Origin of the sequence: Flavobacterium sp. AJR, from assembly GCF_002156885.1 — a bacterium.
Classification (GTDB): domain Bacteria; phylum Bacteroidota; class Bacteroidia; order Flavobacteriales; family Flavobacteriaceae; genus Flavobacterium.
Genome location: NZ_NCWQ01000066.1, coordinates 1 through 25,340, shown reverse-complemented (window position 1 = coordinate 25,340; position 25,340 = coordinate 1). Strand labels below are relative to the sequence as shown.

General features: G+C 32.5%; 27 protein-coding genes. 8 read left to right on the top strand and 19 right to left on the bottom strand.

The features are described 5' to 3' along the window. Positions 1–9: 9 nt before the first annotated feature. The 5 genes from B8T70_RS16955 to B8T70_RS16935 form a co-directional block, all read right to left on the bottom strand. A complete protein-coding gene (locus B8T70_RS16955; RefSeq protein ID WP_039116468.1) occupies positions 10–525 on the bottom strand; it encodes a hypothetical protein in 516 nt (171 codons plus the stop codon). Between the two features lie 102 nt (positions 526–627). Further along, positions 628–3,705, bottom strand: coding sequence for a T9SS type A sorting domain-containing protein (locus tag B8T70_RS16950; RefSeq protein WP_086895583.1), 3,078 nt, complete (start codon positions 3,703–3,705; stop codon positions 628–630). 33 nt (positions 3,706–3,738) lie between these two features. Beyond that, positions 3,739–4,668, bottom strand: a complete 930-nt coding sequence (locus B8T70_RS16945) for a methionyl-tRNA formyltransferase (RefSeq protein ID WP_242667506.1) — start codon at positions 4,666–4,668, stop codon at positions 3,739–3,741. 2 nt (positions 4,669–4,670) lie between these two features. After that, positions 4,671–5,822, bottom strand: coding sequence for an ABC transporter substrate-binding protein (locus B8T70_RS16940; RefSeq protein ID WP_086895582.1), 1,152 nt, complete (start codon positions 5,820–5,822; stop codon positions 4,671–4,673). A gap of 57 nt (positions 5,823–5,879) precedes the next feature. Then, positions 5,880–6,437: a phage tail protein gene (locus B8T70_RS16935; protein ID WP_086895581.1), complete on the bottom strand. Its 558-nt coding sequence runs from the start codon at positions 6,435–6,437 to the stop codon at positions 5,880–5,882. Between the two features lie 335 nt (positions 6,438–6,772). Here B8T70_RS16935 and B8T70_RS16930 point away from each other — a divergent pair, with 335 nt between their 5' ends. From B8T70_RS16930 to B8T70_RS16915, 3 genes are all read left to right on the top strand, one after another. Then, positions 6,773–7,165, top strand: a complete 393-nt coding sequence (locus tag B8T70_RS16930; protein WP_052250197.1) for a hypothetical protein — start codon at positions 6,773–6,775, stop codon at positions 7,163–7,165. An 869-nt stretch (positions 7,166–8,034) separates the two neighbouring features. Beyond that, positions 8,035–8,826 carry a sensor histidine kinase gene (locus B8T70_RS16920; RefSeq protein WP_086895580.1) on the top strand — a complete coding sequence of 264 codons (792 nt, stop codon included), beginning with the start codon at positions 8,035–8,037 and terminating at the stop codon, positions 8,824–8,826. Positions 8,827–8,952: 126 nt separating this feature from the next. After that, positions 8,953–9,618, top strand: a complete 666-nt coding sequence (locus B8T70_RS16915; RefSeq protein WP_039120432.1) for a response regulator transcription factor — start codon at positions 8,953–8,955, stop codon at positions 9,616–9,618. A 5-nt stretch (positions 9,619–9,623) separates the two neighbouring features. Here the strand turns inward: B8T70_RS16915 and B8T70_RS23920 are convergent, their stop codons facing one another. Then, entirely contained in the window at positions 9,624–9,776 is a 153-nt protein-coding gene (locus tag B8T70_RS23920; protein ID WP_165572134.1) for a hypothetical protein, read from the bottom strand. A gap of 140 nt (positions 9,777–9,916) precedes the next feature. On the opposite strand from B8T70_RS23920, the gene B8T70_RS16910 reads away from it, so the two are divergent. Then, positions 9,917–11,176 (top strand): hypothetical protein, encoded by a 1,260-nt coding sequence (locus B8T70_RS16910; RefSeq protein WP_039116456.1) that lies wholly within the window; start codon positions 9,917–9,919, stop codon positions 11,174–11,176. A gap of 2 nt (positions 11,177–11,178) precedes the next feature. On the opposite strand, the gene B8T70_RS16905 is transcribed toward B8T70_RS16910, so the two are convergent. The 6 genes from B8T70_RS16905 to B8T70_RS16880 form a co-directional block, all read right to left on the bottom strand. Further along, complete coding sequence (locus B8T70_RS16905) at positions 11,179–11,982, bottom strand: endonuclease/exonuclease/phosphatase family protein (protein ID WP_086895579.1); 804 nt, start codon at positions 11,980–11,982, stop codon at positions 11,179–11,181. 44 nt (positions 11,983–12,026) lie between these two features. After that, the gene (locus tag B8T70_RS16900) at positions 12,027–12,236 is read right to left on the bottom strand and encodes a hypothetical protein (protein WP_086895578.1); all 210 of its coding nucleotides are present in this window, start codon (positions 12,234–12,236) and stop codon (positions 12,027–12,029) included. A 26-nt stretch (positions 12,237–12,262) separates the two neighbouring features. Further along, on the bottom strand, positions 12,263–12,697 hold the full coding sequence (locus tag B8T70_RS16895) for a hypothetical protein (protein ID WP_242667505.1): 435 nt from the start codon (positions 12,695–12,697) through the stop codon (positions 12,263–12,265). Positions 12,698–12,774: 77 nt separating this feature from the next. Continuing rightward, positions 12,775–13,002: a hypothetical protein gene (locus B8T70_RS16890; RefSeq protein WP_086895577.1), complete on the bottom strand. Its 228-nt coding sequence runs from the start codon at positions 13,000–13,002 to the stop codon at positions 12,775–12,777. A gap of 13 nt (positions 13,003–13,015) precedes the next feature. Next, entirely contained in the window at positions 13,016–13,225 is a 210-nt protein-coding gene (locus B8T70_RS16885) for a TM2 domain-containing protein (RefSeq protein WP_086895576.1), read from the bottom strand. A gap of 3 nt (positions 13,226–13,228) precedes the next feature. Beyond that, on the bottom strand, positions 13,229–13,831 hold the full coding sequence (locus B8T70_RS16880) for a PH domain-containing protein (RefSeq protein ID WP_086895575.1): 603 nt from the start codon (positions 13,829–13,831) through the stop codon (positions 13,229–13,231). Between the two features lie 215 nt (positions 13,832–14,046). Here B8T70_RS16880 and B8T70_RS16875 point away from each other — a divergent pair, with 215 nt between their 5' ends. Further along, entirely contained in the window at positions 14,047–14,244 is a 198-nt protein-coding gene (locus tag B8T70_RS16875) for a hypothetical protein (RefSeq protein WP_039116443.1), read from the top strand. Positions 14,245–14,346: 102 nt separating this feature from the next. Here B8T70_RS16875 and B8T70_RS16870 read toward each other — a convergent pair whose 3' ends face one another. From B8T70_RS16870 to B8T70_RS23915, 3 genes are read right to left on the bottom strand one after another with little or no spacing between them, the layout of a single operon-like run. Next, the gene (locus B8T70_RS16870; RefSeq protein WP_086895574.1) at positions 14,347–15,015 is read right to left on the bottom strand and encodes a response regulator; all 669 of its coding nucleotides are present in this window, start codon (positions 15,013–15,015) and stop codon (positions 14,347–14,349) included. 9 nt (positions 15,016–15,024) lie between these two features. Then, the gene (locus B8T70_RS16865; RefSeq protein ID WP_086895573.1) at positions 15,025–16,734 is read right to left on the bottom strand and encodes a hypothetical protein; all 1,710 of its coding nucleotides are present in this window, start codon (positions 16,732–16,734) and stop codon (positions 15,025–15,027) included. A 57-nt stretch (positions 16,735–16,791) separates the two neighbouring features. After that, positions 16,792–16,968, bottom strand: a complete 177-nt coding sequence (locus tag B8T70_RS23915) for a hypothetical protein (protein ID WP_165763228.1) — start codon at positions 16,966–16,968, stop codon at positions 16,792–16,794. A 355-nt stretch (positions 16,969–17,323) separates the two neighbouring features. Here B8T70_RS23915 and B8T70_RS16860 point away from each other — a divergent pair, with 355 nt between their 5' ends. From B8T70_RS16860 to B8T70_RS16850, 3 genes are all read left to right on the top strand, one after another. Further along, positions 17,324–18,217 carry a hypothetical protein gene (locus B8T70_RS16860; protein ID WP_086895572.1) on the top strand — a complete coding sequence of 298 codons (894 nt, stop codon included), beginning with the start codon at positions 17,324–17,326 and terminating at the stop codon, positions 18,215–18,217. A gap of 338 nt (positions 18,218–18,555) precedes the next feature. Then, positions 18,556–20,088: a sulfatase-like hydrolase/transferase gene (locus tag B8T70_RS16855; protein WP_086895571.1), complete on the top strand. Its 1,533-nt coding sequence runs from the start codon at positions 18,556–18,558 to the stop codon at positions 20,086–20,088. A gap of 63 nt (positions 20,089–20,151) precedes the next feature. Then, complete coding sequence (locus B8T70_RS16850) at positions 20,152–21,177, top strand: hypothetical protein (protein ID WP_086895570.1); 1,026 nt, start codon at positions 20,152–20,154, stop codon at positions 21,175–21,177. A 121-nt stretch (positions 21,178–21,298) separates the two neighbouring features. Here B8T70_RS16850 and rplT read toward each other — a convergent pair whose 3' ends face one another. The 4 genes from rplT to thrS form a co-directional block, all read right to left on the bottom strand. Next, positions 21,299–21,643, bottom strand: coding sequence for a 50S ribosomal protein L20 (gene rplT, locus B8T70_RS16845; protein ID WP_035633036.1), 345 nt, complete (start codon positions 21,641–21,643; stop codon positions 21,299–21,301). Between the two features lie 100 nt (positions 21,644–21,743). Next, complete coding sequence (gene rpmI, locus B8T70_RS16840; RefSeq protein ID WP_022827375.1) at positions 21,744–21,941, bottom strand: 50S ribosomal protein L35; 198 nt, start codon at positions 21,939–21,941, stop codon at positions 21,744–21,746. 132 nt (positions 21,942–22,073) lie between these two features. Continuing rightward, positions 22,074–22,628 (bottom strand): translation initiation factor IF-3, encoded by a 555-nt coding sequence (gene infC, locus B8T70_RS16835; RefSeq protein ID WP_369827407.1) that lies wholly within the window; start codon positions 22,626–22,628, stop codon positions 22,074–22,076. A gap of 16 nt (positions 22,629–22,644) precedes the next feature. Beyond that, a complete protein-coding gene (thrS, locus tag B8T70_RS16830; protein ID WP_039116434.1) occupies positions 22,645–24,591 on the bottom strand; it encodes a threonine--tRNA ligase in 1,947 nt (648 codons plus the stop codon). Positions 24,592–25,340 lie beyond the last annotated feature (749 nt).

Genomic DNA, 25,340 nt, shown 5'->3' with positions numbered 1-25,340 from the left:
ATTTTAGATCTATGCTTTTACTAAATAAAAATTAAAGTTCGAAAACAACAAATTAGATTCTTCATAATTAACTGGACAATATTCTGGTTTAAAGTCAGGATTATATTGCCATTGATCACTATGAATATTACAACCTTTTGGTGTTAAATATAGATTTCCTTCATAAGGTTTGTATCCATCTACTTTAATTTCGATGACTAATTTTTCGGATATTTTTTCTGAATTTGCAAATCCCGAAAAAATTGAATAGGATCCATTTAGTGCATTAACAGAATGTTTTTTTGAAAAAAATCTATTTCTTTTAGTTTTTACATACATATCAGCGTTTATGGGGAAATGTGTTTTAGAATCTAAAATTTTACCTTTTATCATAATTTTTTTACTACTGATAAGTATTGGTGTTAAATCTAGATTATTAATATTGATGTTGCTTTTCTCAGGTATTGCGAATAGATTTTTTGTAGAGAAAAAGAAAAGACCTGAAGTTAATAAGCTTGTTTTTTTTACAAAGGATCTTCTTTCCATAAGTTGTATATTTTGGAGACGGTTATCGTATAAAATTTATAAGGATGTTTATTAAACTAAAAAAAAAATGGGAGATGTTTTTTTAATATCTCCCATTTATGTTTATTTTTTTAGAATTAATTTATGGGTAATTACTTTATTTCCGTTTACTTCGCAAATAAAATAAATTCCATCCGTCAGACTTTCGATATTAATTGAGTTAGTAGTATCAGCAGAAACTTTAACCTTTTTAATTGTTTGTCCCCATTGATTAACAATGTTTAAGTCGCTATCATGATCTGTATTGATGTTTACTACACCTTTGCTCGGATTTGGATACATGATAAATTGAGCTTTTTTCTCAAATTCAGGTGTTGCCAAAGTACTTACAACAACACATTGCGAAGAAACAGTACATCCATTTAATGTTATAGCAACTTTATAAGACCCATTTGCTGTTGGAGTAAACGATTGACCTACTTCTCCAACGATTGGTGAATTATCTGAACATTGATACCATTGATAAGTTGCACCAGATTGGCTAGCACTTAATACATTATTTCCGCCAAAAGTTACCGCTAAATTATGTGCGACAGGCTCAATAATAGTAAAAGATTGATCTTTAAAACACCCATTTTCATCAGTTACAGTTACGGTGTACGTTCCAGCAGTTAATCCTGTAGCAGTTGAAGCTGTTCCACCAGAAGGCGACCATGTGTAGCTAAGAGCTCCAGAACCACCAGATGCAGTTACTGTTGCCGTACCATCAGCTTGTCCATTACAGCTAACATTCGTGTGAGTTCCAGATGTCGTAATTGCAGTTGGTTCTATAATAGTAAAAGATTGATCTTTAAAACACCCATTTTCATCAGTTACAGTTACGGTATATGTTCCAGCAGTTAATCCTGAAGCAGTTGCTGCAGTTCCACCAGAAGGTGACCAAGAATAAGTATACGATCCAGCTCCACCAGTTGCAGTTACTGTTGCAGAAGCGTTAGATCCACCATTGCAACTTACATCGGTATGAGTTCCAGATGTTGAAATTACAGTTGGTTCTATAATAGTAAAAGATTGATCTTTAAAACACCCATTTGCATCGGTTACTCTTACGGTATACGTTCCAGCAGTTAACCCTGAGGCAGTTGCGGCTGTTCCACCAGAAGGTGACCATACATAGCCAAGAGTCCCAGTTCCACCAGTTGCAGTTACTGTTGCAGCACCGTTAGAACCACCATTACAGCTTACATTAACCTGAGTGCCAGATGTTACAATTAGACTAGGTTCTATAATATTGAAAGCTTGTGGTTTAGTACATCCGTTAGCATCCGTTACAGTCACAGTATATGCTCCAGCAGTAAGTCCAGATGCAGTTGCTGCAGTTCCACCAGAAGGTGACCAAGAATAAGTATATGAACCAGCTCCACCAGTTGCAGTTACAGTTGCAGAAGCGTTAGATCCACCATTACAGCTTACATTAACCTGGGTACCAGATGTTACAATTAGACTTGGCTGTATGATATTGAAGGCTTGAGGTTTGGTACATCCGTTAGCATCCGTTACAGTCACAGTATATGCTCCAGCAGTTAGCCCAGATGCAGTTGCTGCTGTTCCACCTGAAGGTGACCAAGAGTAAGTATATGAACCAGCTCCACCAGTTGCAGTTACAGTTGCCGAACCGTTAGAACCACCATTACAGCTTACATTAACCTGAGTACCAGATGTTACAATTAGACTAGGTTGTATGATATTGAAGGCTTGTGGTTTACTACATCCGTTAGCATCTGTTACAGTCACAGTATATGCTCCTGCAGTAAGACCAGAGGCTGTTGCTGCAGTTCCACCAGATGGCGACCAAGAATAAGTAAGAGTACCAGATCCACCTGTTGCTGTTGCAGTTGCAGATCCATTAGAACCACCGTTACAGCTTACATTAGTTTGTGTAGGTACTATGCTTATTGGTGTACCTGTTTCGATAATAGTAAAAGTTTTAGTTGCTTGGCATAGTATACCATCTGTTACAGTTACTGTATAGGTTCCTGCACTTAAGCCTGTAGCTATACTTCCAGTACCACCAGATGGTGCCCATGAATATGTATAAGTACCAATACCTCCACTTGGAATAACGGATGCACTACCCGTAGCGGTACCTACACAAACGATATTATCTTGCGCGCCCGCAAGGGTTATGTTAGAAACTGATAATGTGCCGTAATTAGTATTTGCAAAACAAGTAGCGACTCCATTAATTGCAACAGCTCTATATCTATAAGTACTCATTGCTGTGGTTACACCAGTTATAGTTAATGTGTTAGTTGTAACTCCAGAATATGGAGCGGCATTTGCCAGGTCAGTATAAGTTCCAGCGCCTGTTTGGTCAACTTGCCATTTGTAAGTTGTAGCTCCAGTTGCACCAGCAGAAAATGTAGTATTGCTTCCTGGACACAGACTTCTATTAGGTGGATTGGCTGTAATAACGGGTGCTGTACACGCAGGTGTTTCGAAAAGACGGAAATTATCTACTGCAAATTCTTGTGTTAGTGATCCATTTGCAGAAGCATTTAAACGAATTTGCAAAGTAGTTCCTGTACCAGGAATATTTGCAGCAAACTCTCCGAACGCGTAGCTTAATGCAGCTCCATCCCCAATTAAATTTCCATCAGTATCTAGTTTCAAAGAAGGACCACCATCAACTGCTCCGGCATAAAATGCTAACAGTTTAGTCCATGCCCCTCCGTCAATTCTATATTCTACAGCAACATAATCTTGTAGGGCACCAGTTTCTGAACCTTGCCAATCATTTTGATCATTTGCAGCGAAAAGACCTTTAAAAGATAATCCACTTTTTCCAGTGATGTTGATGTTTAGCCAAGAAACTTGTTGGTTAGGAGATATAGAATTGTTTGCACAGCTTGGGCCTTTATCAATATCTTCTCCAGCCCATATCTTACTACCTTGAAAACCTGTGTAAGAAGTGTTTGGAAGAGGGACACTATTGAGGGCAATTCCTGCTGGCGTCGTTCTAAAAAAGTAAGAAGACGCTGGTGGTCCCCCACAAGAAAATTCCACAGATGGAGTTCGTGCACCGGAACTTGGAGCACCGGTATCCTCAAATGTATCGGACCAAAATTGCGTTTGAGCATTACCTCTTGTGTAAAAGAGGCATAGCAATATCGCAAAAATAATAGTAAAGTTCTTTTTCATAATCTGATAGTTTTAAATTGATAGTTAAGTATATTAGTTAGATATTGGGTTTGCCATTAACGGTTTTAATAAGCCATATTGCTTAGCCGTCATTATACCTTCGTCTGTACTAAGTATTTCGATTGCAATTTGTTTGTTGTCCTCACAAGCTACATTTATCGTATTGTTTATAGAAATAATTGTCCCTGGTTTCTCTTCATGGGGTTCGTCTAATAGGGTTGCTGCTATTATCTTAACCTGTTCGTTCATTAAAGTTGCATCGGCACCTGAATTCCAAGGATTACATGCATTTATTAATGCGATGATTTCATCTGCATACATCCGTTTCCAATTAATGTAAGTATCTGCCAATTCTGGTTTTTCATAATAATAAGCCAATGATTCATCTTGAGGATGATTGGGAATATTACTAGCAAATTGTAGCATATTTGCCATATTTAAAGCAACTTGCGACATACGGCTGCTTAATCTTACAGTCAATTTTCCGTAAGTCTCATTTTCTTGTATTCTTATAGGGTCATTGAAAATAATATTTCCCTGATCAAATTTTTCATTCATAAAATGCGCGCAAATGGCTGTCTCTTTCTCTTGATTTTTGAGTACTTCAAAAATTGGCATAACGCCGCGATATTGTGGTAAAGGTCCTGGATGGAAATTGATGAATTTATCATTTCCATAAGAAAGGACAGATTCAGGAAGAAGGAATGGAAAAGAGATACAAAATATGTAATCGGGTTTAATAGTATCAATCCAGCTTCTCATCTCTTCCATGCTTTTTTTAGATGGGAATGATTTGAATCCGAAGTTATTGTCCTCAGATTCTCTTTCTAAAGCATCTACTATTGTGCTATTGCTTTTTCCAATACCTATTGCACATATAAACCTCTCATATGCTAATAATTGCAATGTGTTAAAGGCGAATTTTCCGCCACATAGTACCATTATTTTTTTCTGTGTTTCCATAGTTAAATACAGACATAACTATTGTACCAAGCCGATGTCGTCTGATCCAAATCTTGGTCTGTTAGTTTTTTATAATATTCGTTTACTTCTGTTACCTCACCTTCTAATTGTAATTCACATTTGCCTTCATTATCAGAAATGACGGCTACTTTATATAATGGGGAAATTGATGTATTCGTTTTTGGATCAAAATAAATCTCACCTCTAGGACTTATGAATGAAAGCGATTGGAGATCTTGAGCAATATTTGACACATTATTTTTATGCTCATCAGAAAGTTCTAGTGCTCTTAACGCAATAGTTGCGCTTTCCCAGCTTAGTAAAGAAAAAAGATTAGGTGTTTTGCCTAATTCGGTTAGTGTTTCAATAAAAATTTGATTCTCTGTTGATTTGATTTTTTTAGACCAAGCAGCAATCCCTTTTATATTTTTACCTGGATAAATTGAATTACCTAACATTGTTTCTTCTAAGCCAAATGGAGGTAGATAAATCGGTAAATTTTTCCCTTCGAATGTGTTTTTAATTTGTTCAAAATACCATTCGACATAATCACCACTAAAAATGCTTAATAGAGCACTCTCAGGAAAATTAGTTAAGTGTTCTTTTAAAGGTTCCATCGTAAAATCATCTGTTTTATAACCAGTAGCATGATTAAAAGCTATCGTTCCTCCATTATCTTGAAATGTTTTAGAAATACTATATGTATGTAGGTAGCCAGCATCATAATAACCTGTTACCATGCCAGCATTTTTATATCCATCTTTTGTTGCTTCTTTAGCGGCGAGAGAAGCACCTAAAGAGTTATGAAGAGAATGATAAAAAATATTTGGACAGGTTGGCCATTCATGAGGCATATTTGCACCTGCATCTAAAACAATCAGTATTCTATTTGCCGCCAGAAAAAGTGGTCGAAGTAATTGAGCAGTACGATGTCCTATGTAGGCAATTACGATAGATGCATTTTCTTCGAGCAGAAGTTTTTCGGCGCTGCGATAACATTGTTGCTTATCGGCACCAAAACCTATGTTTTCTGTAACTATTTTGATATCACCCCTTCCAAGTTGTTTTAAACCAGAATGGAGACCTTCATATAAATCAAACCCAATTGTTTGATAATATGTAGAACGCGACAGTAGAATCCCTATTACTTGCATATATTTTATGTAATAAAAAGGAGAGCTTCATATAGAAGCTCTCTTTTTTAATTTTAATTAATTTCTAGTTGGAAATATTCCTTGGGTAGCAATGGAATAATTTATTGTTAAGTATGGATTTGTTATGTCAATTGGTATACTTGAACCAGCTATATCAGTATTACCAGAAATTGCAGTACCTCCAGTAAAAACGTTATTGGTTGCTCCATTACCAGAGTAAGCAGATGCTTTTGTTGTAGCAGGAAAATTTCCTTCTGCTGCAGACTCATCTGCATTTGCAGTCGATGCCTTAATTTTTACTGATACACTATTCAAAGAGTGAACGTGTGCAGGCATATTTGAAGTCAATATTGAAACAGCTGTTACTCCTCCAGCTTGTCCCATCACAAAGCCAGCTCCTAAAGAGCTCTGCCCTTGTCCTATTGGCATACGACCTTGTAAATTAGGAAGCTGAAATGTTGTTTGCCCATTTCCTCCATAATAAGTGCCTATAAGAGAGAACAATGCGGTGTTTTGTGCGATGCTTAAAGTTTGACCTTGGCAGGTCATGTATCCTCTAGGAGCAAAATTGAATGCTAGGATTTTAATTTCTCCAATAAATGGTTCTGTAGACATAGTTTTTAGGTTTAAATAGTTTACAATCAAAATTAAATCATAAAGGAATTCTGGATAAGCGTATTTATACCTGTTTTTACATTTTGAATTTAAACAGGTTTTTACTTAATAAATAGAAGTTGTGTGAGGTTTTTGGATTGTTATTTTTTAATTGTAATTATTATTTTAGGATTATTTTTGTTAAAAAAAAACGTTAAGTATAAAATGAAGCTTTTTTATTTTTTCACTAGTCTTTTACTGATTTTATTTTTTTTGTTAAGAAAATAAAAAACAGTAGTTTAGCACAACTATTAACAGACCTGAGTTAAATTTTAAATTAATTATAAACCTGAATTATGAAAGAAAACTACAGATTAAGAGAAAAAGACACGGAAATTCCATTGGCGACTGCTGAAAAATGGACAAAAAAATGGAGCGATCCAAAAACTGAAATCGACCTTAAAAATAAAGTTCGTGCCTTTTTAATTCCAAAAATAAATTTAGAATTAGTTTTAAAGCAAGAAATAGATGCAGTAAGAGCTTATATGGGAATCAACGATGATGGAGAGCAAACTTTGCTGATTGTAGGAACCAGATATGACGAAAAAACGGGTATTTATGTAGATATGCTACCTGAAAGCAACCATAAAGAGGGAGATACTGAAAATCATGTAAATGTTATAGCACCAGCAATATACGATTTTAGTCAGCCTTGTCCTCCAGGAGGAGATCCATCTAGTCCTCTTTAATCTTAATATGATTTATGTATTCATTTCTTGTTAACTTTGGATATCTTCTTTTGCTGATTAATTTTATTGTATTCGCAATAGGTCTTTCTAAGCAACAAAAAACGTATGTGATATTTACATCTTATCTTTTCTTTATTGTATGCGTTCAGATTAGTACGTTAGTTTTAAGTAAATTAGGTATGAATAATCTGTTTTTATCACATTTTTATTTTATCGGACAATTTCTAATGCTGGCTCTTTTTTATTATAATCTAATAAAAGACAGTTTTCAAAAAAGAATAATCAGAATTACTTGTGTTTTGACACTATTAAGTTTGGCTATACAATATAGCGTAAGACCCGATTTGTTTTTTAAATTCAATTTATATGAAATATTTATTACTTCTTTTTTATTAATAATTTATGCAACATTTCATTTATATAATATGTTGAATGATAAAAGAGTATTTTATTATATCAACGTAGGGATTTTGTTTTATTTGTTAGGGAGTACTATTTTATTTTTAGTGGGCAATTTATCAATAACGCTAAGTTCAAAATATTATAAATTACCTTCGCGTATAAATTATATATTGTACATTATCTTTCAATTATTTATTTTAATTGAATGGAAGAAGAGTTTTTCTAAAAAAAATAATCTTGTAAACTAACTTTGTAAATTATACAAGATTTTACATTCAGATAAGTGTGATTCTTATTATAAGGGATAGCCATTATAAATAAATGATCTTCGTCAGGACTTAAGTTTTGATGAAGATTTTTTATTTTACAACATATTTAATTCCTCATTAAAATTATCCAGATAAAATAAGATATATTTGAATTGTTAAATTTGTATATATTTAATAAGCGAAAACCCCAAAATACCTATGAATTCTAATCCGATTTCTGAAAGTGAAATTGTAGCTACAATTATATTTAGTTGTTTGGCTTTTGTTTTAATGGGAGTTGTTCTTGTTATGTTTTTTTATTTTTCGAGAAAAAAAATAATAAAAGAGAAATTAGAAAAAAAGGATTTAGAAATTCAGTACCAAAAAGAGCAAGTACAGGCAGTAATTATTATTCAAGAAGAAGAGCGCAAGCGAATAGCACAAGACTTACATGATGATATTAGTTCGAAACTGAATGTTGTTTCATTAAATAGCCACTTATTAAACACACCAAATTTAACAGAAAGCGAGATAGCCGAAATTACAGGAAATATTATTAATCTAACTGCTAAAGCTTTAGATAGTTCCAGAAAAATTGCCCATGGATTATTTCCACCCGTATTAGAAAAATTTGGATTGCATGCTGGTATAGAAGAGTTATGTCTGGAGTTTGAAAGTAGCAAGACCATATCAATAGATTATCAAAATGATATTGAGTTTGATGAAAATGATAAAGATAGGCACTTGCATATTTTTAGAATTTTGCAAGAACTCATGAATAATTCATTACGACACGGTAAGGCTACCAAGATTTCGATTGCTTTTGAAGAAGAAAATGGAATCAAAAAAGGAATATATTCTGATAATGGAATTGGATTTGATTCTAAGAACTCAGAAAATCAAAAAGGACTTGGGATGAAGAATATCGAAAGTAGAGTTTCTTTTCTAAATGGAAATTTGAATGTAGAATCAGCTATTAATAGAGGAATTTCAGTAGTTTTTACTTTTTAAACCAGATTAATGGCTATTTAAGTTTACATTTTTTGTATTTTCGTAAGATAAATTACTTGTTTTGCAATTGTCTGTTTTTAATTCATTAAAGTAGTAAGCTAATTATTGATATTCCTGATAAACAAAATGAAAACTACAGTAAAAATAATATTAGTTGATGACGAAATTTTATTTCGCAAAGGAATAGTATTTTTATTGGAGAGAGAAGAAAATTTAGAAGTCATTTTTGAGGCTTCAGATGGAACCGAACTAATTTCATTTTTGGAAAGATCTAGTGACCAACCCGACATTGTCATTATAGATTTAAAAATGCCTATTTTAAATGGAGTTGAGTCTACTAAAATTATTCATAGAAAATTTCCGGAAATTAAAGTCATTGCTTTAACGAGTTATGATACCAAATCTTTTGTTGCAAATATGATACAAGTTGGAGCAGTATCTTATTTAATAAAGAATGCTACTCCAAAGGATTTAATTTTTACAATTAATGAGGTGAGTAAAATAGGGTACTATTATAATGATAAAGTACTTAAAATTATACATGAAATAGGAAAAGCTGCTAAAAGCACCAGATGCAATTTAGATACAAATTTTCTTTCTTCTCGTGAAATAGAAGTGCTACGATTAATCTGCTTGCAAAAAAGTACAGCTGAAATTGCAGAAGAACTTTTTATTAGTCCCAGAACGGTAGAAGGGCATCGAAATAATTTATTGCTTAAAACAGAATCTAGAAATACAGCTGGATTAGTAGTTTATGCTATTCAAAATGACATTGCAGTACTTACAAATTAACTTTTTTAATTACTTCCGCTACTAGCTAAGAACTGGATAGATAAAACATAATATAAAATAATGGTTAGTATCAATAAACAAGCTCCTATTTTTCGAATTAAATTTGTAAGCCTAGGTTTGTTATTTGCTTCATTAAGTTTCATTGTATGGGTTTTCATGGTCAATTGTTAATTATTTAATAAAAACAAATTTAGCTAGAGTTATCCTTACATTTATGCGTGTTTATACGTGTTTTTATAGAAAACCAATAATTGTTTAGTCTTGTATAAGAATAGACTAAAATAAAAATAGATTTAAAATGAAATATTATATTGCTTATGTTCTCTTCTTTTTATTATCATTTAATGGAAGAGCTTCGTTTATTTTACTTCCGATGGACGAAACAACACAGCAAAATCACTTAAAAGCGTATGGAATAACGTATTGGTGTTTAAACAAAAATTACAAAGCGAGCTGGTTGCTTAATTATCGTGGAGGTTCCTTCTTGTTACCCGATACAGAAGAAATTCGTAAAGAATGTAAAATTAGAGGAGTTAGTTTTGAAGTACTTTCAGATAGCGAAGAGAATTCTATTTTAAATGAAATTTCAAGTCCTTCTCAGAATATGGAAACAGTAATTCTTGAGAAAGCTCCAAAAATAGCAGTTTATACACCCAAAGGAAAACAGCCTTGGGATGATGCAGTTACCTTAGTATTAACATATGCAGAAATTCCTTTTACCCCAATATATGATGAAGAGGTTCTAAGCGATCAATTATTATTGTATGATTGGTTACATTTGCATCATGAGGATTTTACAGGACAATATGGGAAGTTTTATTCAGCCTATAAAAATGCACCTTGGTATATAGAACAAAAGAAAGATGCTGAAGCATTAGCAACTAAATTAGGATATGATAAAGTATCTAAAGAAAAAGGAGCAGTCGCAAAAAAAATTAGAGATTTTGTAATAGGCGGAGGGTTTATGTTTGCAATGTGTTCGGCAACAGATAGTTTTGATATAGCTCTGGCTGCAGATGGAGTAGATATTTGTGAAGCAATGTTTGATGGAGATGCGAGCGAGCCAAATTATCAATCTAAGTTAAATTATGCTAATTCATTTGCTTTTAGAGACTTTACTTTAGAACGTAAACCAGAGATATATGAATTCTCGGATATTGATATGACACCAAAAAGGAGAGTGCCAATGGAGAAGGATTATTTTACTTTAATGGAGTTTTCGGCAAAATGGGATCCAATACCAAGTATGTTATGTCAAAATCATACACAATTAGTAAAAGGATTTATGGGACAAACAACTTCATTTGATGCAGAATTTGTAAAATCAAGTGCTTTAGTTATGGGTACATGTGAGATTAATGGGGAAGTACGATATTTACATGGCGAAAAAGGAAAAGGAATGTTTACTTTTTTTGGGGGACATGACCCAGAAGATTTCCAACACAAAGTAGGTGATCCACCAACTGTTTTAGATTTACATCCAAACTCCCCAGGGTATCGTTTAATTCTTAACAACGTATTATTTCCAGCTGCCAAAAAGAAAAAGTTAAAAACATAATTCTAATTTAAAGAAAATTCCATCCATATTGGGATATGATCGGATATTTTTCGAGCTTCTTTCATGGAATTAAAATCTTTGTAAAAATGAATTATTCCTTTGCTTTTTACTATAATTTTTGATGTTTGATAAAATATATTATCAAACTCAGAAGCTAAACATTGGGTATTAAAACATTTTTGTTTCAAGGATGTTTTTTGGTTTTCTAAAATTGGTTGATAATCCATTTTCTTCAAAGGATTAAAAACAGTATGTGATTGCGGACAATTAAAATCACCCACAAAAATCAAGTTTAGATTCGGATATTGTTGAGGTAAAAACTTGAAATATTTAATTTCCGTTTCAGGTTGTTTACTTTTTGTAATAGCGTGAAAGCTAACTACAGTAAAACTTTTGCCATCTTTTTCAAAAGTAGCATAATAAGGTTCACGGTCTATTTGTCGCTCGTATTGTTTTTCAAGCCAAGGTTTACCTTTTAATTTTACTTTACTTGTTTTCCAAATAAAAGCATACCGTTCTGTTTTGTATGCACTACTGCTTGTTGGATCACTAATAGAGTAATCCCATTTAGCACCTTTTCGATTAAGTTCATCGGCTAATCTCGCAACAGCTTGTGAACCTCCATAGCCTGCAACAACTTCTTGAATTGCAATAATGTCATGATTTTTAATTGTATTAGCAATAAAACTAATTTCTTGATCAGATTTTGATTTACCAAAATTTTGGATATTCCATGAAAGAATTTTTGTTTGGGAAAAAAGTAATGAAGTGAATATAAAAAATAGGGCAGTAAATGGGATTTTCATTCGTAAGGATTAATTTTCAAATATAAAGATTATCCTAGAGTTATCTAGTCTTCCCAACCGCAAAGTGTTAAACCATATCCTTGTGCTTGCTTTAAAGTAAGCTTTGTGATTTCTTGTTTACAAGAACTTAAGCCACGACAAGATTCTTTGTAGTGATATTTTTTAGCACCACTCGCACCACATACATATACACTGGTTTGTACCAGACTAAAAGAGGTAAGAGTAATAAATAAGATTAATGTAATGACCTTCATATTTTTTTGTTTAGTATTATCTCAAATTAATCTGCAACCAGATTGTATTCATTTCCGTTTTCGTCAGTAGCTTTTAATCTTCCATAACCAATCCATTCTGCTTTTATATCAATTTCTTCGTCATTATTATTTATGATTATCCCAGCCCCATATTTATTTTCAATATTTATAATTCCAGTGACTAAATTACCATCTTGGTCATAACCATTTACGTCATAAGTATATTCATAATTACCAGATATACCAGTACGATATTCGTACTGGTAATTAATATCTTTATGGTACGTTTTGGCCTCTTCGGGAGTGATGGATTTTACATCGTCAGGAGTAATTACTTCTTTGTAAAACGCTTGAGGTTCGTTTTTTCCTACCTTAGGTTGTCCATTAGAATGTCCATTTTTACATCCCAAAAATGCTAAAGAAAGACTGCAAATTATAAGGTGAGTAGTGGTTTTCTTCATTTTTACTTATAGTATATTAAGAAAAAGTATTGTCTTTTTCATAGTTTACTTATTTTTTAACCTCTAAAATATTTTAATTAAAAAACATCGTATTTAAATTTCACATGAGTATTTATGTAACTGTTTAGCCCAGCGCCTTTTATCGCAAGGTGTTTCATGTTCTCTACGTGTTTAGATCCAGCTTTTCCTAAATAACTATATTTGTATGGTTTTGCAGTTCTGTTGAATTTTACTGTAATATAATCAGCTCCTATTTCATATGATTTTACTCCAGACTGACCGTTTTTATTTGTATATATTTCCATATTTTAAATTCTTTTAAAAAACATTATTATATTTCATATTAAATGAATTGTCAGACATGAATAACAATCCGAAAAATTCAAAAAAGGCTAATATGGAAGGGATTAATGTCCAACAAAAGAGTATGTATAGTATGCCCTGTGTAGATTTTCCTAGATAAAATTTATGAATTCCAATTCCTCCCAAAAAGAAAGTCAATATTGTTGCTGTTAGTTTACTTTTCATAATTTACATTTTAGATATTATTTCAGTTTTTTTGATATCAAATTCTTCTTGTGTAATGATTTCACCATCTAATAACTTTTTTAATTTTTGCAATATTTCTAATGGATCTTCTTTTGTTTCTACATTTTGCGGCATTGCTGTTCCTGCATTGACGATAATACCGCCTCCGGCAATGGCTCTTTTAGTTTCAAGATCATGTTGACGTCTGTATTCAATCATGTTTTCTTCTTTTTCCTGAGCAAACTGATATAATTTTCTTGCTTGAGCTTTAGGAAGATAATCGAGCATATTAACGTTACCTTTGATTGTTTTCATTGAGAAAGTTGCTCCCATGATACCTTCTTTCATGTGACAATCGAGAATGTCTTTCCAAGCATAATCTTGAAAATCCATTGAAAGGCCTAAATTTCGTGGTCTGCAGAATATTATTCTTTTATTTGTTAATGCAATACAATCTGGAGATAGGTTTAGTGCAGGCTTTTTTTGTACAGCAACATATTCTATTTGCTCCCCAGAGGTGAGTAGACCACTAACTTTTGACAGTAGTTTCTCAACTGCTTTAGGATCTTGTTCTTCATTTAAAAATTTCTTCAAATCGTTTATCATATCATTTATTATTAGGAATGAGTGTATGGTTGTTTTTCTTTAACAAACTTAAGCCCATTGTAAAACAGTTTATTACGGTTTCCCGTATTCAGAAAAATAATAGATAAAAATAAAATTGTCTTGCTTTTGAAGTAGTACGGTAATAACTAGAAGAGGATTGGGAAAAGCATTTAAAATAGATTTATACTTTTTTGTATCTATTTATAATTGCAAGTATGAGTAGTACGATTAGAAAAGCCAGTATTGCTGGAATGAAAAGTAACTTCCAATCTATATCAATATATCCCGATATAGCACCTAAAAGTGCTATACCAAAAGATAGTAAGAAACAAAGAAGAGTTGTTTTAAGTATAATTTTGTTTTTGGGAGAGATACTTCTTGTCAAACATTTTTTTGACAGAAGTATAAAATAATTGCTCTTCATAAAATAAGTTTTGGAAAGCCAAACTTATAAATCGGCAATAGAGTATCCTTACGGAAATCCGTAAAGAAAGTAAATGAAACAAAAGGAGAGTTTATATTAAGCCCAAATCTTTGGCAATTGCCACAAGATGTGTTGGATTATTGGCTTTAAAGTAGACTTTAAGTTTATTAATGCGTTTTTCAATTGTACTTTTACTATTTGGAGTAATACCAACTTCTTTAAATTTAGCTTCCATACTATCCTGAGAAACACCTATCGAGAGATATTTAATAAGTTGAATATCATAATTGTCTATCTCATTAGTCGTTTTATCCTGAAGAATATAGTTTAATTCTTGAGGAAGATATTTCTTATCCGTATCGAAAGTATTCTGTATCGCTTTCTTTAACTCAGGGATACTATTACGACCTTTCATTACAAAGCCATTGATATTATATTTATCGAATAGAGACTTTATACGATAGGCTTTATCTTCAATGGAAAACGCAATTATCTTTATTTCAGGGAATAATAGCTTTACAGCAGCAATAAGTTCTTCGCCCGAATTTAGATTAGTTTCTCTATGATCAGGTTTAAAGGATAAATCAGTTATTAATAATTGATAAGGATGATTATCAAGGAGACCTTTTTTTATTTTAAGTAAAGCATCATCGCAATATTTAGCATATTCTATTTCGGGAACATTTAGTTCTTGGAGAACTTGTACAACTGCAATATCATTAAAATCTATATCTTCGGCTATTAAAACTTTTGTAAACATATGCTTATATTATTTTGGAAATGAAATTTTGGCTTTTAACCCTTTGTTAGGCTCAGATTCAAAAGTAAGAGTTCCTTTTATGCTTTGAATACGGTTTTCCGCATTTTTAAGACCATTTCTTAAATTCATTTTTTCACCAAAACCAACTCCATTATCAGAGTAACTTATTTGTATTTGTTTATCATTTTCTTCAAAACCAATAATAACAAAACTACATTGACTATGTTTTTTCATATTAACAAGCAATTCTTGTAATACCCGATAAATTGCGATTTTCTTTTCAGATTCAATTTTAGACCAATTAATATCATTATTATCCTTAATAATTACGTTTACATTACTTCCGTTATAGCTAGATAACATTTCTTTTAATTCACTTTCAAAGTTTTCTCCAGTATCTATCGTACTGTTTTGCCTGGATATATTTCGAGTTCCAGAATAAATAGTATCTAAATTTGAAAGGAGGATTTCCTTATTTTCATCTGTAGATAAGTCTTTTGTCTCTGCCAAAACTATGGTATGATACACTTCATTAGCAAGTTCATCATGTAGTTTTTTCGAAATTCTAGTTTCAGATTCGTAAATAGCAGCAGTCTTTTCTCGTTTTCCTTTTGTAGTTAAATAGTAATAAAGAAACAAAAGTGAACCCAAAACAAATCCAACTACAATATATAAGGTTAAATTTCTATTTTTTGCTTTTTCTAATTGTAAAGCATTTTCTGCTTTTTGGGCTTTTAAATGGAGATTTTCTTCGCGATCTTTTTTAGAATCATATTTTATCTTTGCAAATTGATTCTTTGCTTTTTGCCTTGCTTTGGTAATGCTGTCGTTAATTTTTAAGAAGAGAAGAGTCTTGTCCTTTAATTCTTTACCGCTTGAATTTTTTATTATTAATTTTAATGATGCCAAACGGTCGTCAACGTTGTTGACTTTAGTAGCTTTTTGATAAGCTAAATTCGCGTATTCATTCGCAAGTTGAGGTTTTTTATCGGAGTATAATTCTGAAAAACGCATATAACTAGTAGTTATTCCAAAATCATCATTTATGGTTTTTCTTATTCCTATAGATTTATTTATATATTCTACAGCTTTAGAATTTCCTAATTTATAATAAGAAAACCCTAAGTTATCTAGTATTCTTGCATGATTTTCAGGATCATCAGCAATGTTTTTTTCTTGGTTTAAATGGTTAAGTATATTAGATGCTTTGGTATAGTCGGCTTTCCCCATATAGGCAACGGCAATATTATTTTGGATTACATATTTAGGAAGATCGACTTCAACATATTTTATAGCTTGGTTATAATTATAAATGGCATCATCATATTCATCTAACCTTTCATAATTAATACCTAGGATATTATATACTGCACACTTATAATAAAAATTTGTTGTTTTTGTAAAATATGGGATTGCTTCAGTGGCATTCGTTTCACTCCCAAAATAATCACCTTGTATTTGTTGAGTAACTGCCATTTTTAATAATGAGTAAATTATTTTTTCATTATCATTGACATTACATACTAATTTGGATTTGTTATAATAATAAAAAGCACTGTCATAAGTTTTGTCATTAAAATGTTTATCGGCTAATGCTAAATAATTACTGTATTCAGTATTGATTTTAGTTTTGATAATTATATTCGATTCTTTTTTACAAGAAAACAATAGGATTACGACAAAAATAAAAATCGGGAAATGGACTTTTTGAAGTTTCATTTCCCGAAAATACTGAAAATTAATTAAATTGAGATAGATATTTAATTAAGAAATTTATTATGGTTTTGGTGGAGGAATTGGAGTTTGTCCATTTGCCCCACCTCCAGTTTCATCTGGAGCATCTGCAGAAACATTTAATTTGCTTTTGCTTGTTGTTTCATCATCATCATTAGTGCATGATACAAATACGATACTAGTTAATACAAAACACGATATTGCTATAATTCTTTTCATCTTAGTTTATTTTTAAAATTTGACATAAGTCGCCCCATCCGATTTCTGAAATCGGAATTTTGAACTGATTTTCAAACCGCTTCTGGCGGAATGTTCTTTTGATTTTTAGAGGGAAGTAAAGCGTGTAGAAACAGTATGATTTTTATTTATACTTCCCGGATAAACTCGGTCTTACGGTTTTACGCACTTTTTTAAAGAACTAGTTTTGTACATTTGTTTTAACCTGCAGATTAAACCGGTAACTAATTCTGAGGCAAAGAAATGACAGCTTTGGCGGGGCATTGAGATGAAATTCCAGTAATGCTGACAATACTGCTGATTGCTGCAAAATGTTTAATAATTCCGATAAATGCTTATGAGTAAAATTACTTTTGAAGAATATAAAAATGCTATAAAAGCAAAATACCAAACTTATAAATTGGAAGAACCTACGGGTATTTTGCTGAATCTTTCACCTGCGCAATTGCGAAACTTATGTTTAATTATTTTTGATAAATCACTATCAGTAAATGATGAAAAAACATTTAGAGTTTTTCTAAACACAAAAGAAGGGGAGGATTTAAGGAGAGCTATAGAGAGATTTGAAATTGCAAAATTCCGACCTATTATTTCTTTTTTGACAGGAGAGAAAGAATCAGATAATAGTGCGAGAATTGAATTGGCAGCAATTTTGGTAGATTTTGAGAAGAGACCATATAATAGGTTTTTAAGAGAAGAATTGGTTACAAATACACCAAAATCTGGTTTGAGTGAGATTTCAGCACCTATCAAAAAAGAGAATGAATCTCCATTTGTCAACAAAGATGTTCAGATTAATTCTTTTGTTGGAAAGTCAAATGAGCCAATTCCACCTATTAAGAAACCATATTTAATCTTATTGACAAGTATTTTTATATTGAGCGGGTCATTTGCAATCTGGAGTTTTAATGAAGATGAAAATTGTATGGTTTGGAATAAGGACCATTATGAAGAAGTTCCGTGTGATAATGTTTCAAATACAATGACATTACTAAGTCCTATAGTAATGAAGAAAGAAGAAGGGTTGATTTCTAATTTTAAAAAAATTGAAGCTTGTGATACTACAAGTTTTTTTAAAATGGGAAAGCCATGTATTTGGTATGGGAAGTCATTCGATGGTAATTATGAGTATTTTACAGCTCCAGGATTACATCCAGAAACAGGAAAGACATTAAGACCAATTACACAGTATATGATAGATAAACATATTCTAGAAAAGGATGAGAAATAAGTTTTGACATAAAGTCACAATATCAGCCTAAAGCAAAAAAGTCAATCGATAGATTGGCTTTTTTTGTTTGTTTTACTTTCTGAAAAACAGGTGTTTATACGTTTAAATAAGTTCTTTTATTATTGTTCTTTTATTCTGACCTAATTGGATATCATGAAAAAGATTCATGAATAAGCAAATATCATTGAGAGTATATAAACTCAATCATACAATTAGAAAGCAAATACCTAACTAAAAATAAGTTATCCAAAGAGCTGATTTTCAAATTGATTAACGATTATATCAAAACGGTACATACGTAATTACATTTTTTATTTAATAATTTAAAACGATATTCAATGGACTTTAAAATGCAACTAGAACAAATTGGTCAACAGCCAGACATGATTCTTATCATTACAGATGAGCAAAGAGCAACACAACATTTTCCACCAGGTTGGGAAGAGAAAAATCTTCCAACACTTACATTTCTTAAAGAAAACGGATTTAGTTTCGATAGAGCTTTTTGCAATACCTGTATGTGTTCCCCAAGTCGGGCTACATTATTTACAGGAATGTATCCTGCCAAGCATGGCGTTAGTCAGACATTAACAGAAGGAGGACTTTTATCGCCACAAGAACCAACACTCGATAACACTTTACCAAATATTATGAATGTACTTTGGGCAGATGGATATGATGTTCAATACAGAGGGAAATGGCATATGAGTAAAGGAGTTGCTCCCAATGGTACAAAGACCAATTATGATGATTTAACACCAGCCGATATTTCATTATTTGGGGCAATGGGCTGGATAGCTCCAGATGCAGGGGAAGATGTAAATCCGTTGAATTTTGGTGGAGGATATGCAAATCATGATGCACGATATACTGCAGAAGCAATACAATATTTGAAAGAAGTAAAAACAAGAAGAGCAGCAGGAGATCATAAACCATATTGTCTGATCCTTTCATTAGTTAATCCACACGATGTTTTAGCCTATCCAAAATCTGCTGGTACTTCAGGATACCATCCAGATAGTTGGTCAGGTAGAGAAATTGAACTACCAGTAACAGTAAACGAAAATTTGCTGGAGAATAAGAAACCGATGGCACAAGAACAAATTTTAATTAACATGGCACTTAGCTTAGGAGCAATAGTAACACCAGAAGAAAAATTAAATTATATTAACTTTTATGGATATTTGCTAAGTCATGTTGACAAAGAAATTGGCTACCTAATTAAAGAATTATACAAAGAAGATGAAAACGGAAATAAATTAGCAGATACCGCAATTGTAACATTAACATCAGATCATGGAGAAATGGGATTAGCACATGGAGGTTTACGTCAGAAAACCTTTGTAGCTTACGAAGAAGCATTAAGAGTCCCACTTGTAATATCTAATCCTATTTTATTTAAGGATAAAGAAACTAAAAAATCTATGGCATTGGCAACCTTGGCAGATATCATGCCTACATTGCTAGAAATCGCCAATGTATCAAATCCACCTACAGGACTTGCAGGTACAAGCTTATTGCCAATAATAGAGGATGGAACACCAGTTCAGGAAAGCATTTTATTTACATACGATGATATTAAGGCAGGGTCAAATAGTAATTGGGCAATAGTAAAAGCAGCTAATCGCATTCGATGCATAAGAACAGAAAAGTGGAAATTCGATTATTACTTCGATGCCTCAAGCGCTTATTTCAAACAATACGAACTATACGATTTAGTAAATGATCCATTAGAAATTACCAATCTTGCTTATGATCCAGGATATAGCGAAATAAGAATGGAATTAGAAGAGCAATTACATCAGCTCGAAGTAGACAAACTTTGGGTAAATGCACCTACAGATGTCTTTAATACTGTAAAATTCAACTAAAAATAATTTAGCGACATAGTAATGTAAAAGGGCAAACAGATAAATAATCTAAAAACACACATTATGTCACAAAATTTAAAACAAGAAGTAAACACAGTTAGTTATATGGATTTTAATAATCCAAATGGACAAACAACAATACAAGGAATAAGAGGAGTTTCAGAATCTGAAAATGTTTACATAACAGCAAGTTTGTTAGGACAAAATAGCATTGTTCAGGGGCTGATTTATGAAGGGAAGCTATTAGGTAATGGTAATGCAGGAAAATGGCATGTCATTAATTTTCCAAGTACAGCTTCAGAGATAGTTACCAATACCTCTTGTTATGGGCCTAATAATGGAACTAACGGAAATATACAAATTGTTGGATCTTATAAGATAACAACATCAAGTGGAGGATTCCCAAGCGGAAATCTTGGATTTTATTATGAAGGACCACTTGATGGTTCAGGAATATGGACACCAGTAACCCCAAACGGAGGGAATACAAATAATGTATTCGTTCATAGTATAATGGAAGGAATTGCAGTTGGGAATTATGATGTAGAAAATGATAAGAATGGATATGCATTTCTATATGATATTAATACAAAAGAATATACAGAATTTAAATTACCAGATTCATTAACCAATACATTGTATGGTATTTGGCATAACGGAGGTAATAGTTATACAATAACAGGTGGTTATACTAGCCCTAAATTTGGAAAACTGAGTCAGGCATTTCTGGTCGATTATGATTCTAAAACAAAACAAATAAGTAATTTAAAATCGTTTAGTTATAAAAACGAAACAACCATGTCGATAATTACACATTTTGAAGGTATTACAGCTTCTTCCAATAAAGGCTATAATTTGGCTGCCGATTGGGTAACTATAAACGGAGAGGGTAGTGGAGCATCATTTGTTTACGTAAATCGAAATTCTGATGGAACATTTGGAGAAGCGAATTGGATAGATATTGAATTTCCAGATTCAAATATCACAAGTGCTAATACCGTATACAAAAATAATATATTAGGTATTTATGTAGTCAAGAATGATTCAGGTACAACAACTATTTCTTCCTATACAGCAAAAATTGAATAGGATAAATAGCTAATAAATAATAGAACTAAGTTTTTTATAGCACGATATTAAAAACAAAAAGCCCAATCGTAAGATTGGGCTTTTATATAAGTAAGTAATATAAATTGAGTTTATAAAACGTTTATTTTACTTTGTTAAGTACTGCTTTGAAAGCTTCTGGGTGATTCATTGCTAAATCTGCAAGAACTTTACGGTTCAATTCGATTCCGTTAGCTTTTACTTTCCCCATGAATTGAGAGTAAGACATTCCTTCCAATCTAGCTCCAGCGTTGATACGTTGAATCCATAAAGCACGGAAATTTCTCTTATTCACTTTTCTGTCACGGTAAGCGTAGCACATTGCTTTCTCTACCGCATTTTTAGCAACTGTCCAAACGTTTTTACGTCTACCAAAGAAACCTTTGGCTTGCTTCATTATCTTTTTTCTTCTTGCTCTTTTAGCAACTGAATTTACTGATCTTGGCATAATTTTTATGTGTTTTTGTAGATGGCGTCCCGAATTTAATCAAGGGAACTTATCGGCCATACTCCAAGGTTATTTTTAAATTTTTTAACCTAAAGAATTATTAGATAATTCTTAATTGTTGTTTGATGCTTTTCATATCTGTTTTGTGAACTAACGCTGAATGTGTCAAAGCTAATTTACGTTTTTTAGATTTTTTAGTCAAGATGTGACTTTTAAAAGCATGCTTTCTTTTAATCTTTCCAGAACCAGTAACTTTAAAACGTTTCTTGGCGCTAGATTTTGTTTTCATTTTAGGCATTTTTCCTAGTGTTTTAATTTATTCTTACTTACTTATATTTTCAAGAGCTTTAGGCTTTAGGCTTAAGCTTTAGGCAAAAGTTTACAATAACAGTTTGCTTAAAGCTTAAGACTTATTGCTTATAGCAAATAATTATTTTTTCTTCTTCGGAGCAATGAACATAATCATTCTCTTTCCTTCCAGAACTGGCATAGCTTCTACTTTACCGTACTCTTCAAGATCGGTAGCCAATCTTAATAGTAAAATCTGACCTTGATCTTTATAGATAATAGAACGTCCTTTAAAGAATACAAATGCTTTTAATTTAGCACCCTCTTTCAGGAATTTTTCAGCGTTCTTTCTCTTAAACTCATAATCATGCTCATCAGTTTGAGGACCAAAGCGAATTTCTTTCACCACAACTTGTGTTGATTTTGCTTTCAGTGCCTTATCACGTTTCTTTTGTTCGTAAACAAATTTCTTGTAATCCATGATTTTACAAACTGGCGGCTCTGCATTTGGCGAAATCTCAACTAGATCTAATTCGAATTGATCAGCTAATCTTAGAGCTTCGGCTATTTTAAAAACCCCAGGCTCTATGTTTTCGCCTACAAGGCGTACTTCAGGAACACGAATAAGATTGTTTATTCTGTGTGCATCTTTTTTTTCTACGCGAGGTTGGTAACCTCTGTTGCTTCTTATTGCTATGACTTTATAATTTAAGTTAAACTGTAAATACTTTTAATGTCTTTTTTATTTCTTCGTCTACAATTGCGACAAATTCATCAATTGTAACTGTAATATTTCCTTTACCTTCTTGACCGTGACGACGGATAGAAATAGTTCCATTTTTCTCCTCTTCCTCACCTACGATTAGCATAAACGGTAGTTTTTGCATTTCTGCATCTCTAATTTTCTTACCTATTGTCTCACTTCTGTTGTCAATTAGGGCGCGAATTTCGTGATTTTCTAGCAAATCTAAAACTTTTTTAGCATATATTTCATATTTCTCGCTCAAAGACAAGATTATAGCCTGTTCAGGCATGAGCCAAAGTGGGAAATTTCCTGCTGTGTGTTCTAGCAAAATTGCAATAAAACGTTCCATAGAACCAAAAGGTGCTCTGTGAATCATTACAGGTCTATGTAATTCATTGTCAGCTCCTTTGTAAGTCAATTCAAAACGCTCAGGCAAGTTATAGTCAACCTGGATAGTTCCTAGTTGCCATTGCCTTCCTAAAGCATCTTTAACCATAAAATCTAGTTTAGGACCATAAAAAGCAGCTTCACCATATTCAACCACAGTGTTTAAGCCTTTATCGGCAGCAGCATTGATAATCGCATTCTCTGCTTTTTCCCAATTTTCGTCACTACCAATATATTTGTCTCTATTTTCTTTATCACGTAAAGAAATCTGAGCCGTAAAGTTTTCAAAACCTAAAGAACCAAATACGTAAAGAACCAAGTCAATTACTTTCTTAAACTCTTCGTCCAATTGTTCCGGAGTACAAAAAATATGAGCATCATCCTGAGTAAACCCACGTACACGAGTTAATCCATGTAATTCTCCAGATTGCTCGTATCTATATACAGTACCAAATTCAGCATAACGCTTAGGTAAATCTTTATATGACCAAGGTCTTACATTGTAAATCTCACAGTGATGAGGACAGTTCATTGGTTTTAGCAAAAACTCTTCCCCTTCAGCAGGAGTATGAATAGGCTGGAAACTATCAGCACCATATTTAGCATAGTGACCAGAAGTAACATATAGCTCTTTTTGTCCAATATGCGGAGTAACTACTTGTTCGTAACCTGCTTTTTTCTGAGCTTTCTTTAAAAACTGCTCAAGTCTGTCGCGTAAAGCAGCACCCTTAGGTAGCCATAAAGGTAAACCTTGACCAACTTTCTGAGAGAAAGCAAATAATTCAAGCTCCTTACCTAATTTACGGTGATCACGACGTTTCGCCTCCTCAAGAAGTTCTAAATATTCAGTTAAATCTTTTTGTTTAGGGAAAGACGTTCCATAAACACGAGTTAATTGTTTGTTTTTCTCATCACCTCTCCAGTAAGCACCTGCAACACTCATAACCTTCATAGCTTTGATGATTCCAGTATTCGGAATATGACCACCACGGCATAAGTCAGTAAAAGTAGCATGATCACAAAACGTTATTGTTCCGTCTTCAAGATTAGAGATTAACTCAGTCTTGTATACGTTATCCTTGTATAATTCCAAAGCTTCAGCTTTGCTTACAGGGCGCATTTTAAATTCATGTTTACCTCTTGAAATTTCAAGAACACGATCTTCAATCTTTTTAAAGTCAGCATCAGATATCTTTTGGTCACCAAAATCAACATCGTAATAAAAACCATTAGAGATAGCAGGTCCTAGAGTTAATTTAATCCCAGGGAAAAGTTCCTCAAGAGCTTGAGCCATTACGTGCGAAGTCGAATGCCAAAAAGCTTTTTTACCCTCAGCATCATTCCATGTATATAAAATAAGACTACCATCCGTCGTCAGAGGAGTTTCGGTTTCAATAGTTGTACCATTAAAAGATGCCGAAATCACGTTTCGGGCGAATCCTTCACTAATGCTTTTCGCAACCTCCATAGGAGTTACGCCAGCAGCAAACTCTCTAATTGACCCATCGGGCAAAGTAATCTTAATCATTGTTTATAATTTTATGAATGCAAATATAGTGGATTACAAAAATACATACAATATATATGTATAAGTTTATACTATATATAGGAGTAGATTTTTATAAGGAGCTTAATCCTGCTATTCACTCCAATCTTTTATGCCGAACCACGGCATAAAAGGATTTCCGCTTCTATCAGGGCTAGGAGAGCAGGTTTGCCAGATAAGCGGTGCTTTATAGGGAAAGAAAACCCTGGTTTTTGTGATGGCTATAGTATTAGGTTAAGGAAAGTGGTTTTGTTAGTTGTTTTAAGGAAGGTAATCTCTTGATTTCTTCTTTTAGGATAGATATAAAGAAGATTTATGCAGGTGAGTTATTAAAAAATACCCCGTTTTAATGTAAACCTCGCAAAATTGATACTTTTTGAATAGTTATTTTTGTCGAAATGATAAATTGTATCAGAAAATACTTAAAAATAGTAAATTTTGTTAAAATGTAAACTTAATATTGTCAGAGTGTTAAGGAATAAGTCTAGAAATAAACAAAAAATACTCTCTAAAAAGTATTGTTTAACTGAATAAAGGTGGTAGTTTTGCACCCGCAACAACGACAAACGTTCCTTTAAATACTGACAGGCAAGACGAATCAAATTAGAAATAAAATTCTAAAAAAAAAAAGATTTCGAAAAGCTTGTGAGAATGGAAAACGGATGTTACATTTGCACCCCGCTAAATAACGGAAAGTTCCTTGAAAGATTGATAAGAAAGAAGAAAACGGA